At 36.7% G+C, this 14,893-nt stretch carries 13 protein-coding genes and 1 tRNA gene; 10 read left to right on the forward strand and 4 right to left on the reverse strand.

All coding sequences use genetic code 11. The features are described from left to right. Positions 1-77: 77 nt before the first annotated feature. The 6 genes from CO050_01505 (at position 78) to CO050_01530 (ending at position 6,974) form a co-directional block, all read left to right on the forward strand. Complete coding sequence (locus tag CO050_01505; GenBank protein PJC32155.1) at positions 78-1,034, forward strand: hypothetical protein; 957 nt, start codon at positions 78-80, stop codon at positions 1,032-1,034. A 94-nt stretch (positions 1,035-1,128) separates the two neighbouring features. After that, entirely contained in the window at positions 1,129-3,960 is a 2,832-nt protein-coding gene (locus tag CO050_01510; protein PJC32156.1) for an isoleucine--tRNA ligase, read from the forward strand. Continuing rightward, on the forward strand, positions 3,960-5,024 hold the full coding sequence (locus CO050_01515) for a hypothetical protein (protein ID PJC32157.1): 1,065 nt from the start codon (positions 3,960-3,962) through the stop codon (positions 5,022-5,024). The genes CO050_01510 and CO050_01515 overlap by 1 nt, the downstream gene beginning before the upstream one ends. Positions 5,025-5,046: 22 nt before the next feature. Then, on the forward strand, positions 5,047-5,361 hold the full coding sequence (gene rplU / locus CO050_01520; protein PJC32158.1) for a 50S ribosomal protein L21: 315 nt from the start codon (positions 5,047-5,049) through the stop codon (positions 5,359-5,361). Next, entirely contained in the window at positions 5,354-5,599 is a 246-nt protein-coding gene (locus CO050_01525) for a 50S ribosomal protein L27 (protein ID PJC32159.1), read from the forward strand. Before rplU ends, CO050_01525 begins: the two co-directional genes overlap by 8 nt. A 1-nt stretch (position 5,600) precedes the next feature. Next, a complete protein-coding gene (locus CO050_01530) occupies positions 5,601-6,974 on the forward strand; it encodes an adenylosuccinate lyase (GenBank protein ID PJC32160.1) in 1,374 nt (457 codons plus the stop codon). A gap of 9 nt (positions 6,975-6,983) precedes the next feature. Here the strand turns inward: CO050_01530 and lepB are convergent, their stop codons facing one another. Next, complete coding sequence (gene lepB, locus CO050_01535) at positions 6,984-7,547, reverse strand: signal peptidase I (protein ID PJC32161.1); 564 nt, start codon at positions 7,545-7,547, stop codon at positions 6,984-6,986. A gap of 372 nt (positions 7,548-7,919) precedes the next feature. Next, a complete protein-coding gene (locus tag CO050_01540; protein PJC32162.1) occupies positions 7,920-8,489 on the reverse strand; it encodes a hypothetical protein in 570 nt (189 codons plus the stop codon). Between the two features lie 234 nt (positions 8,490-8,723). Here CO050_01540 and CO050_01545 point away from each other — a divergent pair, with 234 nt between their 5' ends. Together CO050_01545 and CO050_01550 are read left to right on the forward strand one after the other, a co-directional pair. Continuing rightward, positions 8,724-9,401 carry a hypothetical protein gene (locus CO050_01545; GenBank protein PJC32163.1) on the forward strand — a complete coding sequence of 226 codons (678 nt, stop codon included), beginning with the start codon at positions 8,724-8,726 and terminating at the stop codon, positions 9,399-9,401. 442 nt (positions 9,402-9,843) lie between these two features. Beyond that, positions 9,844-10,701, forward strand: a complete 858-nt coding sequence (locus CO050_01550) for a phage antirepressor protein (GenBank protein ID PJC32164.1) — start codon at positions 9,844-9,846, stop codon at positions 10,699-10,701. Here the strand turns inward: CO050_01550 and CO050_01555 are convergent. After that, positions 10,699-10,774 (reverse strand) — tRNA-Val (locus CO050_01555). The two genes, CO050_01550 and CO050_01555, sit on opposite strands and share 3 nt — an antisense overlap. Before the next feature lie 56 nt (positions 10,775-10,830). Between CO050_01555 and CO050_01560 the strand changes: the two genes are divergently transcribed. After that, positions 10,831-11,157, forward strand: a complete 327-nt coding sequence (locus CO050_01560) for a hypothetical protein (protein PJC32165.1) — start codon at positions 10,831-10,833, stop codon at positions 11,155-11,157. Here the strand turns inward: CO050_01560 and CO050_01565 are convergent. Continuing rightward, positions 11,146-13,914, reverse strand: coding sequence for a hypothetical protein (locus tag CO050_01565; protein ID PJC32166.1), 2,769 nt, complete (start codon positions 13,912-13,914; stop codon positions 11,146-11,148). The genes CO050_01560 and CO050_01565 overlap by 12 nt on opposite strands. A gap of 9 nt (positions 13,915-13,923) precedes the next feature. Here CO050_01565 and CO050_01570 point away from each other — a divergent pair, with 9 nt between their 5' ends. Beyond that, positions 13,924-14,724: a hypothetical protein gene (locus tag CO050_01570; GenBank protein ID PJC32167.1), complete on the forward strand. Its 801-nt coding sequence runs from the start codon at positions 13,924-13,926 to the stop codon at positions 14,722-14,724. The last annotated feature ends 169 nt before the right edge of the window (positions 14,725-14,893 follow it).

Consider the following 14,893-nt stretch of genomic DNA (forward strand, 5'->3'; position numbering starts at 1 on the left):
CATTACTCCTAGCCTGGAAAAAAGTATAAAGACTCAAAAAGCGCGAAAGTCGGGGGAAAATACATTTAACTTCTGATATGAACTTTCATCTGATTGAATACTCTAAAAAGTTTATGAAGTTAAGAGATTTTAGAGATTATCCAGGAAGTACAGCTCTTGTAGATGAGTATGATGCTTTAGATGAAGGAAAAGGAGATAAATTTTTTGCAAAGTATGGGGTTGGAAATGATATTTTTACAGTTGATAAGCCTTTTGAAAGAGCTCGGGCATATGAATCGCTTTTACATTTTCTACATAAGTATAACAATAAGCAATATCATAAAATTCACAAGGGAACTCCTTATTTTTTTATTGGGTGGACTGCATTCCAGTTTTTTGATTTTGAGAAGGCATTATTTTATATGGATGCTGCAGCAAGCGAAGATATACGAAGAATTAAGATGCAAAATTTATCTTCTGAAACAACAGCGCCTGCTTTGGATTTTATTTTGTTAAATCCTCAAAGTAATTCAATTGGAGTTCTTCTTAATGCGCAACTTAGAAGTGTTATTTTGGATGGGATAGAGGAATTTAATGTCGATTCAGGTCTGGATCTAAAACTAGAAAATTTTGTTAAATCATTTATAAAATCTCTCTTATTTCATGACGATATAAAACATAGATCAATTATTACTTCTTTATATGGTTTCTTGTTGGAATTTGGTGGTTATAAATTGTTTATTGCTCTAAGAAGTTCTGAAGGTGGATCTATAGATCCATTGTTAAGTTATTTATTCAAAGGAGCACGCATATTGGAATCTCTATTGGAATTAAAAGGAGGTATTGGTGACGATTTGAAAAAGAAAGCACACAGCTTACCAAACCTTAGAATCACCACAAGTTACTTTAAGAGTAATAAAAAGCTAATAGATGCACTAAACACATATAATTTTTTTAAAAGAAAGGAGAAAAATCATATATTACGTTATATAAATGTCTTGTCAATTCTATATTTTGGACAGTTTATATGCTCTGGATTGAATGATTATTACTAAGTTAAAAAATATGTAAGGCTTAACCTTACAAAAGGATTGAATTAGAGGTCTAAAGTTTGGATATATAAAGATCGGATCTTTATATGTTGGGGAAATGAGAGGCTTGGTTACTTCTGCTATAATTACTTTTATGTTTAAGCAGGTGGATTCAAAGCTGGAATTTAATAAGCTGGAGAATGAGCTACTCAAATACTGGAAAGATAACAAGATTTTTGAAAAATCTATAAGTTCTCGCCCTGAGAATAAAAAATGGAATTTTGTTGATGGGCCTCCATTTATTACGGGACTACCTCACTACGGCAGTCTATTATCCAGTGTAGCTAAAGATATGTTCCCAAGATTTTGGACGATGAAGGGCTATAGGGTACGGAGAGTATGGGGTTGGGATTGCCATGGATTACCAGCAGAAAATAAAGTTGAGGAAAAGCTGGGCCTCACGAGCAAGAAGGACATTGAAAATATAGTTGGTATAGATAAATTTATACAGGAATGCAAAGCCTATGTTAGTAAGACTTCAGAAGAATGGGACTGGTATGTAGATCATATTGGACGTTGGGCTGATCTTAAAGGTGCTTATCGTACGATGGATAAAGATTATATGGAGTCTGTGATGTGGGTGTTTAAAAATATCTACGATAAAGGCTATATTTATAAGGGGCTTAGGGTTTCATTATTTTGTCCGCATTGTTCTACTCCTATATCTAACTTTGAAGTTGCCATGGATCCAGAAAATTATAAGAGCGTGACGGAGCCATCCAATGTATATAAATATAAACTTAAGGAGGAGGACACATATATCCTGGCTTGGTCAACTACTCCCTGGAATAAACTAGTTACGCTAGCTCTGGCTGTTAACCCAGATTTAACTTATATTAAGGTTAAACAAGGGAAAGAATATTACATACTAGCTGAGACGACGGCTGAAAATATACTAACCGCGGAAAAATATGAAGTTGTGGAGAAAATTTCTGGGAAGAAGTTAGTAGGCCTTAGGTTTGTTCCCCACTATGATTTTTATAGAATAGATCCAGGTAAAAAAGCTTTTGAGATTTTTGCAGGGGACTTTGTTACAGCTGAAGAGGGAACTGGGGTGGTCACGATTGCAGCCTACGGGGAAGATGACCTTAAATTGATGGAGGCTGAAAATATTCAGATTGCTTTGCATGTAGATGAAGAAGGTCACCTAAAACCCGATGTACCTAACTGGGGAGGTATGTATTACCTCAAGGTTAATTCGCTTGTAAATGCAGACTTGGCCAAGCGCGGATTGGTTTACCGCGAGGATCCCTTAACACATAGAGTTCCTACGTGTTGGCGATGCCATACAAGACTTCTTTATTCTCCACAAAATGCGTGGTATATGGATGTGCAAAAACTTAAACCACAAATGGAGAAAACCAATGAAAAAATTAACTGGGTACCAGCGCATTTTAAGTATGGGCGATTTCTAAAAAGTATGCAATCCGCGCCAGACTGGTGCATATCACGTAGCAGATATTGGGGTTCTCCAGTGCCTGTCTGGGAGTGCTCGGGGTGTAGCGAGCGATATGTTCCAGGTTCAATTAGTGAGCTGGAGAAGTTGTCAGGACAAAAGGTAACAGATTTACACCGACCCGCAATCGATAATGTAATAATCAAATGTACTAAATGTGGAAAAGATGCAAAACGAGTACCCGAGGTATTGGATAGCTGGATCGAAGCAGGCTCAGCCCCATATGCCGAGCGCCACTATCCCTTTGATAAAACACAGAATATTGATAACTTTTTCCCTACAGACTTTGTAGCTGAATACACTGGTCAGATTAGAGCATGGTTTTATGTGCTTCATGTGCTTTCTAATGCATTATTTGGAAAGCATGCTTTTAACAACGTGGTTGTAACAGGTGTAATTTTAGGCACGGATGGTAGGAAGATGAGCAAAAACTATGGTAACTATCCCGATCCAAAAGAGTTAATTACTGAGTATGGAGGAGACGCTTTAAGACTGTACCTTCTTGAAAGTAATGTCATGCTTGGTGAGGATGTTTTAATCTCTGAAGAGCTATATAGGAATCAAGTGAAAGGAACAATCTTTATTCTCTGGAATGTTTATCGGTACTTTTTAATAAACGTTGAATTACATAAATTCAAACCAGATAGTGACACGAAGACTGGGGTTGCTATATTGGATAAATGGATTTTGTCCAGGCTGGAAGAAACCAAACAGAATGTAACCAAAGGATTAGAAGGATACCTCACTCCGATAGTAGTTCGTGAGCTAAAGAGCTTTATTAATGATCTTTCAACTTGGTATGTTAGAAGGAGCCGGAAAAGAGAAGACATTAAAGTCCACCTGTCGGTCTTACGCTCTGTTTTAGTTGAATTTAGTAAGACACTTGCTCCTGTTACACCCTTTCTAGCTGAAGAAATCTATCGCAACTTAACGGAGGATAAGTCTGTGCATTTAACCGATTGGCCCAAAGTAAATAAAAAAGAGATAAATGAAGAGCTAATGCAGGATATGATGATTGTACGAGAAATAGTTGAGAAAACACATTCGGCGCGTAAGGAAAGCCAGATTAAGGTCAGACAACCGCTTAATAAGTTAACAGTAAATGGTAAACAGTTAAGAGCGAAAGGAGACATCAAGAAACAGATGGAGCAGTTAATAATGGATGAAGTTAATGTAAAAGAGATTGAGTGGAATAAAAATGGGGGAGAATTATCTGTTAAATTGGATACTAAATTAACACCCACACTTAAAGCAGAAGGGGAGGCTAGAGAAATAATACGTAGTATCCAGTCTGCTAGAAAAACAGCGGGCTGTAGATTAGATCAAGAAGTTAAAGTTCAGCTTCCTACTTGGCCAGTCGAGTTCGAGGATGAAATTAAAAAACAAACCTTAACTTCTAGGTTGATTAAGGGTGGAGAGTTGAAAATTCTTTAATGAAATTCAAGGTTGATCTACAGCTTCTGTTGCCAGCGGTACTTCTTAGCGTATTGGGCTCATTTGTTATCTGGAGTGTAAATCCAGACTTAATAGTAGGTCACTTATTATCTGTTGGCATAGGAGTAGTCTTGTTTTTAGTGATATCACAGTTTAACTTGGTTAGATACCAAATGCTATGGCCTGTTGTACTAATACTATTGGTAGTGGGACTACTAGCTGTTTTTGGTCAACCTGCAATTCGAGGATCATATAGATGGATAGTGATTGGTAAATACACTATTCAAGTAGCTGAACTAGGGAAGCCGGCCCTGGTATTTGCACTTGCAGGATTTGCAAGTACTTTTTTGCTTCGTACCTTTCGTAATGTAGCTGTTTATCTTTTTTTAGGTTTTATTCCAGCTTTTATAGTAATGAAGCAACCAGATCTTGGTGATGCTATTTTGTACTCAATTATGATCCTTACTATTATGTTTGCAGGGTATGTAAAATATCGTTATCTATTATACCTAGGGCTTATTGGTATGTTGCTGTTGCCATTGGGGTGGTTTGCACTTGAAGATTATCAGCAGTCACGAATTGTGTCTTTTGTGCAGCCAGATTATGATCCACAAGGTATTGGCTATAATGCTACGCAGGCGCTAATAGCTGTCGGCTCAGGAGGGCTTTCAGGTAAAGGTCTAGGGCAAGGAACTCAGTCTCATCTGCGTTTTTTACCTGAAAGTCATACAGATTTTATTTTTGCATCATTAACTGAGGAGCTGGGTTTTATAGGTAGTTTTGTATTATTGGGCTTATATGCAGTTCTATTTTATCGTCTACTAGTTTGCGCGATGGGTTCCAAATCTATATTTAACCGCTTATTTTTAATTGGTATTTATATACAACTATTTATTCAGACAGTAGTAAATATTGGTATGAATTTGGGACTTGTTCCCATTACGGGAGTGACATTGCCATTAGTTTCATTTGGAGGGTCTTCGGTTGTTGTTACCTTTATTTCGCTAGGAATGGCACAGGCGGTATTTCAGTCAGAGCGCCAAGATGAGTTGTTGATACGTTGATACTGATGATATAATACGCACTATGTCTTATGTTGTAATTAGAACAGGTGGAAAACAGTATCGCGTTTCCAAAGGCGATTTGCTTGATGTTGAGAAGTTGGATGTTGAGGAGGGGAAAGTTATTACTCTTGACGATGTTCTGCTTTTTGTAGATGATAAAAAAATCAAAATTGGAACACCAACACTAAAGACTAAGGTCGAGGCTAAGGTAGTGAGTCAGTTCCGTGGTGAAAAGCTTCGAGTGGGACGTTTTCGCCACCGTAAAAGACACCATAAGATTATGGGTCATCGTCAATATTTAACTAAATTAGAAATTACAGGTATCGAGCATGTCTAAAACAAAGCAAGGTAAAACAACTAAAGGTTCACGTAGACCAAATCCTAAATACTTAGGCGTAAAGTTATTTGGTGGAGAATCTGCAATTAATGGGAATATTATCGTGAGGCAAAAAGGAACAAAGTATCACCCAGGAAAAGGGGTAAAGCTAGGAAAAGACTACACGATTTATGCTGTTGAGGAGGGTAAAGTAACCTTTCAACATAAGCAAGGTCGTACTTACGTTCACGTTGTCTAATATGCTGTTCCCTGCACCAGATATGGGCAGCCTACAGGCAATTTCGCCACTAGACGGACGCTATAGTAATAAAATTTCACCCCTAGTAGATTATTTTTCCGAATTAGCACTAATTAAACGAAGAGTACTTGTTGAAATTGAGTATCTTATCCAGCTTTCTGAAGATGGAGTTATTGAAAAAATTGACTCCAAGACCAAAAAAGAGTTAAGAAATATTGTTGAAAATTTTGATCTAAATGAGGGTAAGCTAGTTAAAGATATAGAAGGCAATATTCGCCACGATGTTAAAAGCGTGGAATACTACCTTAGGCACAAATTTGCAGATCTAAATTTTTCCTACCTAAATCCATTTATTCATATAGGGCTGACTTCTGAAGACGTTAATAGTGTGGCTTATAGATTAATGCTTAAAGAGGTACTAGGTAATGTTATTATTCCTAAGCTTGAGTTAGTTAGCGGAGAGCTGGGTAAGTTTATTGCTAAAAATAAGAGAGTTCCTATGTTAGCTAGAACTCATGGACAGGCGGCGCTTCCAACACTTTTAGGCAAGGAATTTGCTGTGTTTGTCTCGAGATTAAAGATTCAGATTGAACAGCTTAAAAGAATTAGGTTAAGAGCTAAATTTGGAGGAGCAGTTGGCAATATGAGTGCATTGAAATTTGCCTTTCCTAATTATGACTGGATGCAGTTTGGTCAGAATTTTTTAAGCAAGTTTAAACTAGATAGAGCTTTGCCAACTACTCAGATAGCTCCAGGGGATGATCTGGCGGAGGTATTTCATGTAATGATGAGAATTAATTCTATCTTAATAGACCTAGATCAAGATATTTGGAGATATATTTCAGATGGTTGGTTTGTTCAAAAAGGTAAAAAAGGCTTTGTGGGATCATCAACAATGCCACAGAAAATTAACCCCATTGAGTTTGAGAATAGTGAGGGTAATTTACAGCTTGCAAATGGAATGTTCCACTTTTTAAGTGGCAAGCTACCCATTAGTAGGTTGCAAAGAGATTTATCAGATAGTACAGTTTTGCGTAATGTTGGCGTGGGATTTGGGCATAGTCTTATTGGTTATTTGAGTTTTATTCAGGGAATAAAAGTCTTAGGAATAGATAAGCAGAAAATAAAGCAGGCGTTATTTTCTGACTGGAGTATCCTGGGTGAGGCGGCGCAGGTCCTGCTTCGCAACACAGGCGAGCAAGATGCTTATGAGCAAGTAGCAGAGCTCTTAAGAGGAATAAAAGTAGGAGAAAAGGAATGGAAAAAACTTGTTAGTAAACTAAAGCTTAACAAGCGAGATATGCAAAAATTGCTTAAGCTTACACCTGCCAACTATATTGGTCTGTCTCAAGTAATGGCGGACCACAGGAGGTGAATATAAATATTAGTAGTTTACTGCTTCTATTTGACCAATAACTTTAGGAGGCCAGTAGCGGAAGATAACACGTCCGATGATTTTGTCTTTGGTAATAGGCCCCCAAGTGCGGGAATCTTGGCTACGGTCGCGATTGTCTCCTAAAACAAAGTATTCATCTTTTGCCAAGGTAATCTCTGCTCCTTCTGCTAAATATGCACCACCGTTAATTTGCTCAGCTGGATCAAGGTAGTATTCGTTTAATGGCTTACCATTTATATAAATTTGATTGTCTTTCAATGACACTGATTCCTCAGGTAAAGCTATTATTCGCTTAATGTAATCACGCCGGGGGTTATTAGGGGCTTTAAATACTATTACATTTCCACGTATTGGCTCACTAAATCTGTAGGTTATTTTATCTGTGAGGATATATTCATTATTGAAAAAATTAGGGAGCATAGAGTCTCCTTGTATCTGATGTGGCTGAACTGCAAGGTAGTATATGAATGCAAAGATAGACAAGAACACAACAACTGTCTGGATTGTTTCGTATAGGAATTTTCCAAACTGTTTAAATAGATGACTTATCATTGAACAAGTTTACACCGAGAGTATAGTATTGTGCAAGGGTGAGTCTGCCCGTTTCAAAGATGAGATGGTAGATAGACTTGAAAGAATAGAGCAAGAACTAACAGTTACAGAGGGGTCACAAACCCTGTAATAATATTGGTGAACCTGATATTTCTACTTTCGAACTGATTATACAAGAATATCAGAGCTATTATCAAGAATTAAGGCAGTACGTTACAATTTCTGTAAATTAGTTATTGGGTCATCTATCGAATGATGTCCGCACCTATTATAGCACGCTCCAACCACAAGAGCTGGTAGCCCAAGTTCTAGAAACGATCGCAACCCTCCAAAAACAATTTGTTAGGTACAATTCACTAAAGTACAGCAAGATTATTTAAAGTTAGTAAATCTAATTTCCAGATGAGAGTTTAAAGCTTGGGCTAGCTTCTTAAGAAAAGCAACTGATGGATTAGCTCTGCCGGATTCAAGCCTCGAGATAACTGATTGTTTGGTGCCAATTCTTTGTGCCAGTTCTTTTTGGGTTACTCCCTTTTTAACTCTTGCATCTATAACTGCTTGAATCATAGCAAATTCAGGCTGAAGTTTATCATATTCATTTTTGATTGCCCCATGTACTTGATCTACTGCAATTTGCACATCAACTCCTTTTTCATTAAATTTTCCATCTGACATAAGAAGATAACCAAGTTTAATCTCTATGTTTTGGTTTCTTAGATTGGTAAATAGTTTCTGTTGATTTGCATAAAGAGATTGGGATTTTTTATTCCCAGGATATTTTCTGATTTCACCTACATAGTAAACTATTTGAGCAGATTTATCTTTCGTTAGGGAATGGGCTAATCCGACATAATCAAAATTTGTTAGATGAACTTGAGGTAAAATCCTTTTAACTTTCTTGTAAAAATTACTTCCATCAAATTGAACCAGAATTTTAAGCAAGAAAAACCCCCGGGTCGAGTTGAGCCGGGGGAGTTAGCAAATCAAATGTATTTCTTTTGGAAATACACTAGTATATTAGAAATACACTAGTATATTATCAAATATAATAACAAAATGCAACTACTCAATCGACCCTTGTGGCCAAGATGAACCACCAAAGTTGGTGTCAACATTCGCTCTCTAACAGTTCGGTACACTCATTATATCAAGAATTTGATATACTTTTCTTACATAATGAATAATCACCAACTGCAACAACAAAAAGTAATAAATAAAATTGAAGAGCAAGTAAAGGCTAACTCTTTGAATTTTAGTACTGTTTCGGCTGTCGAAGACTATGAAAGTGATCCTCGTATTTGTTTAACTAGCGTTCATTTACCTAATGAAGAATTTAAGCTACAAATTCAGGAGTTATTAACGGAGTCATTACGTAAAATTGCACCGGATTTTTACTATTACACCGATGACTCTCTCCACATGACTATAAAGAACATACGCGTCGTCAACAATCCCCCTCATTTCACGGAGAAAGACGTTAATCAAGCGGGGAAAGTATTTTTGCAAATCATTCCCAGACACAAAAAATTTAATGTCTATTTTTATAAATTATTACTCTTTCCAAATAATCTTGCTTTAATTGGAACCACCGATTCTGAACTCAATAGTATGATTCTTGATTTAGATAATGCACTTAATAAGGCAGGAATTCCTGATGACAAGATTTATGCAAATTCAAAATACTTTTTTAGCAATATAACGCTAGCGAGATTCAATACACCACCTTCAAATGAATTCAAGCAAAAAGTTCAGGAGTTATCCAACTCTATTAAGTTTAAACCTTATACAGTTAATTCTGTTACTCTCTTGAGCTGTAATGCAGTTTTTAAGAATCGTAAGATAATAGAGAATTGACACCTGAAAGAGTACTTCTAATATATCAGTTCTTCAATTCTTAGTTAAAATTTCTTTATCTACGAGGGTTAGGTGGTGATCTAAGATGTTACCCCTGTTTATTTATGAATTATGTTGTGGGTTAATGCAGTACTTTTATGGGAATGATTGGGAGAAGGATACTGAGGAATTGGATTTCAAAAGTAAAGAAGATTAATATAACAGTCTAAACATTAGTTCGAATCCCGCTGGGGTTCTGGGTTATAGGATTATTTTTGAGAAATTTTCCACAACTTTTTGAGGCTAAAAGTCTATAAAAACACAAATATCATTTGGTGATCCCGCTAGTACCTTATATTTTGTCCTCTCTTAATGGTGGTTAGATACGGGTTTTTCTGTATAATAAAGTGCAATAACTATTTTTAATTAAGACATGCAATTAAAATATTAAAGTGAAAGATATATGAATCACGAAATAGCCCAAACAACTAAAATAGCAATTTTCCGAAATAGGAAAATCCGTAAAACTATTCATAAAAATGAGTGGTGGTTTGTTATTACTGATGTAATCACTGCTTTAACAGATTCGCAAAACCCCAAGCAATATCTAAAGAATATGCTTAACCGGGATGAAGAACTGGCCAAAGGGTGGGTTCAAATTGAACACCCCCTTTTAATAGAAACTCCAGGAGGAAAACAGAAAGTAAGATGTGCTAATACTGAAGGTATTTTTAGGATTATCCAATCAATTCCTTCTCCCAAAGCAGAACCTTTTAAAAGATGGTTAGCTAGGGTTGGGCATGAAAGGGTGCAGGAAATAGAAGATCCTGAATTAGCTCAAAAACGAGCTCGGGCACTTTACAAAGCAAAAGGCTATCCAGAGGATTGGATCGAAAGACGGATGCGCTCGATTGCTATTAGAGAAGAGTTGACTGATGAATGGCAAAAACACGGAGTAGAACTGGCAAAAGAATATGAGATACTAACTGCCGAAATATCCAGGGCTGCATTTGGCGTTACTCCATCGGAACATAAGAGAATAAAAGGATTAAGAAGGGAAAACCTGCGCGACCACATGAATGATTTGGAACTTTTATTTTCTCAGCTTGGTGAGGCAGCCACCACAGAAATTACCAAAACAGAACATCCTCAAGGCTTTGAGAGAAATAAACAGGTTTCAAAGCGGGGAGGTAAAATTGCCGGAGATGCCAGATCCAATCTTGAAAAGGAAACAAGTAGGAAAGTAATAACTTCACAAAATTATTTATCTAAGAAACAAAGTAAGAAGCTATTAAAGAAAGGGTCTTGCCCAGTTAACTAGTGAGCCCTAATGGACTTGAACCATTGACCTTTCGAATGTGAATCGAACGCTCTACCAACTGAGCTAAGGGCTCGTATCTTAATGATATTTTATCATGCAATTATTCGAATAATATGTTATATTTTTGGTATGTCTAAAAAATACAAATCTGAACAAGTTGCGGAAATGTATATTGAGGTTCGTGATGAGTTTACACAAACTGTGAGTAGTTTTAAAGATGAAGTAATTCGAAAAGTTAGTAATGTTGTTCAGAAAGAATCTAAAAGCGTACGGAATGATGTTGCTAAATTTAAAGATGAAATTGTGGATAGGCTCGATAGAATAGAGCAAGAACTAACTGTTACAGAGGGTTATGGAGATAGAATTGAGGACCACTTAGATATCTCACTCAACTTAAAGCTAAGCCATTCATTTCATGAAAGGCTTAGCTTTGTTTCGCGGGGGTTAGTTAATTAGGTAGTAAGCTGAGAAGGAGTAGATTTGGTTGAGGCGGGGATTGGAATTTTCATTTATCTCTGCTTTTGCAAATCTGTTACTGGCTTCTGAATAGTTAATTCCTAATAGCTCAGTTGCCTGACCTTTTTTATTAAGTCTTTCTAGTTTTTTTTGTTGGATGCTCTCGGCAAGTTTAAAGCGAGCTGATGATAAATCTAGTTCTGGGTCTAGATTACTAAGGAGAGTTTCTATCTGCTGTATTGTTTCTAGAGCTAGTAGTTTGCCTTCGGTATTGGTAGTTTCTTGGTAGTAGCTACCTAGATACCGGATAATCCGGAGAGCCTGATCTACCTTTTCCTGATCTGACAATTTATCGAGATTAGATAGTAGCTGATTTATTTGGTCAAGGATGGGATTGTTTTCAATATTTTGTAGCTGAGTTATTTTGTTACTAGCTGATTGTATTGGGTGGATAGAGTTGTTATCTTTAATGACGGGTTGATTTGGCTGATCGGGATTGATGGAGATGTTGTAGGTGTCAATTTCATTTTGAGTGGTAGTTTCTTCAAAAGATTCCCAGTGAGTTGAGTTTTCGGTTATCTGGCCAACCACCAGTTCATAAGAACCTTTATCTGTTCCGACGACCTCTACTTTGTAATTACCACTGTCGTAATTAGGTATGAATACAAACTTATCACCGGAAGATATAACTTGGTTATTTTGATCTGTTATATTAATGGTTGCGGGTGAGCGCATTAATAGGCTTAGAGATGGCTTAAAGTTTGTGGGCTGGCCAGCGGTAATATCATCAAGCTCTACAACTATACCCAGAACTTCTAGTATTTTTTGTATCCCTTCTCTACTATATATTAAACCTTTATGGTCAAGAGGGATATCGATGTAGTTTTCGTTGGTGACGCTGGCGCTTTCGGCCAGAACTGTTTTATCTCCAGGGGCTGATATAAGAACAGTTGTTGGTCGTCCGTGCATATATACTCCCCGGATTTGGTCTTCCATATAGCCAGCTACTCCATATACTTTATCTACGTCAAATGATGTAGAGGTGATTTTGGTAAATTTATCTGAATAGTTACTATATGTCTGGTTTAGTCCCGATAAATAGCTATTGTTAAACTCATCTCCTAGCTTATCCATATCTAGCCAAACATGTGTTGCGGCGCCCTTAAGGTACTGGTAGGTGGGTAGGATGTCTTTGTAGACGGGAGCAGTTTTTTGGATTGCTGATTTATTGGTTAAGCTCCCGGTTTTGATCTTACAGATATTTACTATAAATGAGGCGGCGACTCGCATTGGCCCATCTTCGGGAAGCTCTCCACCGGCCCAGGCCTTGTAGGCTTCGGTCACACCTTGATGGGGGGATCCAAGTGTAATTATTTGATCAACAAGCCCTGCTGGAGCATATTCTTGGAGGTATGATCTGGAGACTAGGCCTCCTAAGCTGTGGCCAACTAAATTTATTTTGCTGTCTGGATTTTTGGGGATTACTTGGGTGTCTATAAATGATTTTAGGTCTTGGCCAGAGTCAGTGATTTTTTGCCTCCAATCGTATGGGAAGATAAAAAGGTTCTGGTTGAGTGTATAACCTTGGGTTTGGAGTGTTTTTAAGATGCCGTTATATTCTGTTACTTGTGGAATGAGTTTCCAGTTTTGCCAAGGGGTTTTTGAGCAGATTGAGAGACCGACAGGATCGTAGCTTGAGAACATGCCGGGAACTACTACAATTGCATCTTTGCTTTCTTCTGGATCAATATCCAAATCTCCCTTTGCAAGCCCGATAGACCACTTATTCCCATCATGCCCAGAATAGTAAATCCAGAGTTCACTATCTAGTACTAGAGCATCGGGTGATGAAACCATATTGCTGTCAAATTTTCCACTTTCACGTTGAATAAGTGGATTATGAAAACTGTATTTACTCCAAGAAACTCCATCATTTGATATTGCTATTGCAATATTGTTGAATGGTGCCTGTTCACCAGTGCTATAGAGAATGATATATTTATTTTTGTATTTAACTACAGATGGGCTAACTGTTCCAGGAAGATGTTTTCCAGCTGATTCCCAGCTCTCTGAGCTTTGAAGTATCGGATTTGTTCCAAGTTGTGTCCAATCTAAACCATTGGGTGAGGAGGCATACCCAATTTTCCATAATCCTTTACTGTCTCTACCTGAGTACCACATCTTGAATTGATCATTTTCTACGAGCACGGACGGACTACTAGTTGCCTCAGAATTCCATGAGTTTGGAGAAGGTGAAATTACATTTACTGGATTAGACCATGAGAGCCCATCGGATGATTTGGAAAAGTGAATTCTGTAGATACTTTCACCAGACTTAAATTGTCTTGATCCAGCTCGGCTTGAAACAAACCACATGTAATATTCGTTGTTATAAAATATTACAGTTGGGCTAAATACATCTGTTTCTGACCAATTTGGATGAGCTGATTCATTAGGTAATATAATTTCCCTATTTATTATTTGCCAGTCAATCTTATTGTCTGACGATGCTATGCCAATGCCACTTTTACCAGAGTCGAGTTTATTTGAAAAGAAGATAAAATAATTATTGCTTGTTCCTTGTGCTATCGATGTATGATTTATATCAAAATTGGAAGTTAGAATGATGTTGTCTTGCTTATCTAAATTTGATGAAGTAGCATAAGTATTTTCGCAGAGTATGAAAAAAAGTAAAAAGAATATTGTAGGTATGATTACTCTATATCTCATTTGGTATACTATATCAATATAGAGCATATCAATAATATGATTTTTATGTCAAATAAATACAGAATAAAATTTATTGTTATACATTATGGTAATGAAGACTTGTTGAAGTTGTGCTTACAATCAATAAAGAAACATGGATATAGTTTGACCGATGTAACAGTTGTTGATAATAATGTTGTCAATAGAGGATTTGCTGGAGGTTCGAATCATGGTTATGAGCTAATAAAAGATCAAAATGATTTTGATGCGGTGTTGTTTATGAATAACGATGTTCAATTGCTATCAATATTAGATCCCCTTACTATTGAGCTCATGAGAGAGGGTGTAGGAATTGTTGGACCACTTCAAATAAATAAGGATAAGTCCTTTATATATGAGGGAGTTATTGATAATAAAAGATATACAGCTGGGCATGATATTACTGTTGTCATGAAAAAAAATACTAACACTAAAATAGCAGATTTTATTTCTGGCTCGTTTATGTTGGTAAAGAAAGAGGTGTTAGATAAAATTGGTCGATTTGATGAGAGATTTTTTATGTACTATGAGGACGTTGATTTTTGTACTAGGGCTAGAAAATTTGGTTACAGTTGTAGTTTTGTATCAAAGATACTGGTAAGTCATCTTGAATCAGTTCATATTAAGCGATCAGTTAAGGAATATTATCTAGCCAGAAATCACCTTTTATTTGTAGAAAAGCATGCTCCATGGGGTATTAAAATTCTAGAAATAATTAGATTTCCTAAAACATGCTTTGAGCATTATAGTGATAAAGAAAAGCTTGGTGGATTATTGGGAATAAAAGATTATTTTTTTAGAAAATTTGGTAAGAAATAGGTTTGTTTAATAATTTTTCTCTCCCAATGTGTGGTGGGGGGAGGAGTCATTCAATAATGCTGTGAACCAATTTAGAGCACTTGTTCCTTCACCTACTATTATAGTACGTTGCATAGAATAATATTCACCGTCAACACTTAAACCTGCAAATGTAGGTCCACCATCGCCA

Source organism: Candidatus Roizmanbacteria bacterium CG_4_9_14_0_2_um_filter_38_17, from assembly GCA_002788855.1.
Lineage (GTDB): Bacteria > Patescibacteriota > Microgenomatia.

Bases quoted from the DNA above. Each gene is read 5' to 3' on its own strand.
- CO050_01505 (PJC32155.1), top strand. From the start codon at position 78: ATGAACTTTCATCTGATTGAATACTCTAAAAAGTTTATGAAGTTAAGA.
- CO050_01510 (PJC32156.1), top strand. From the start codon at position 1,129: ATGAGAGGCTTGGTTACTTCTGCTATAATTACTTTTATGTTTAAGCAG.
- CO050_01515 (PJC32157.1), top strand. From the start codon at position 3,960: ATGAAATTCAAGGTTGATCTACAGCTTCTGTTGCCAGCGGTACTTCTT.
- rplU (PJC32158.1), top strand. From the start codon at position 5,047: ATGTCTTATGTTGTAATTAGAACAGGTGGAAAACAGTATCGCGTTTCC.
- CO050_01525 (PJC32159.1), top strand. From the start codon at position 5,354: ATGTCTAAAACAAAGCAAGGTAAAACAACTAAAGGTTCACGTAGACCA.
- CO050_01530 (PJC32160.1), top strand. From the start codon at position 5,601: ATGCTGTTCCCTGCACCAGATATGGGCAGCCTACAGGCAATTTCGCCA.
- lepB (PJC32161.1), bottom strand. From the start codon at position 7,547: ATGATAAGTCATCTATTTAAACAGTTTGGAAAATTCCTATACGAAACA.
- CO050_01545 (PJC32163.1), top strand. From the start codon at position 8,724: ATGAATAATCACCAACTGCAACAACAAAAAGTAATAAATAAAATTGAA.
- CO050_01550 (PJC32164.1), top strand. From the start codon at position 9,844: ATGAATCACGAAATAGCCCAAACAACTAAAATAGCAATTTTCCGAAAT.
- CO050_01560 (PJC32165.1), top strand. From the start codon at position 10,831: ATGTCTAAAAAATACAAATCTGAACAAGTTGCGGAAATGTATATTGAG.
- CO050_01565 (PJC32166.1), bottom strand. From the start codon at position 13,914: ATGCTCTATATTGATATAGTATACCAAATGAGATATAGAGTAATCATA.
- CO050_01570 (PJC32167.1), top strand. From the start codon at position 13,924: ATGATTTTTATGTCAAATAAATACAGAATAAAATTTATTGTTATACAT.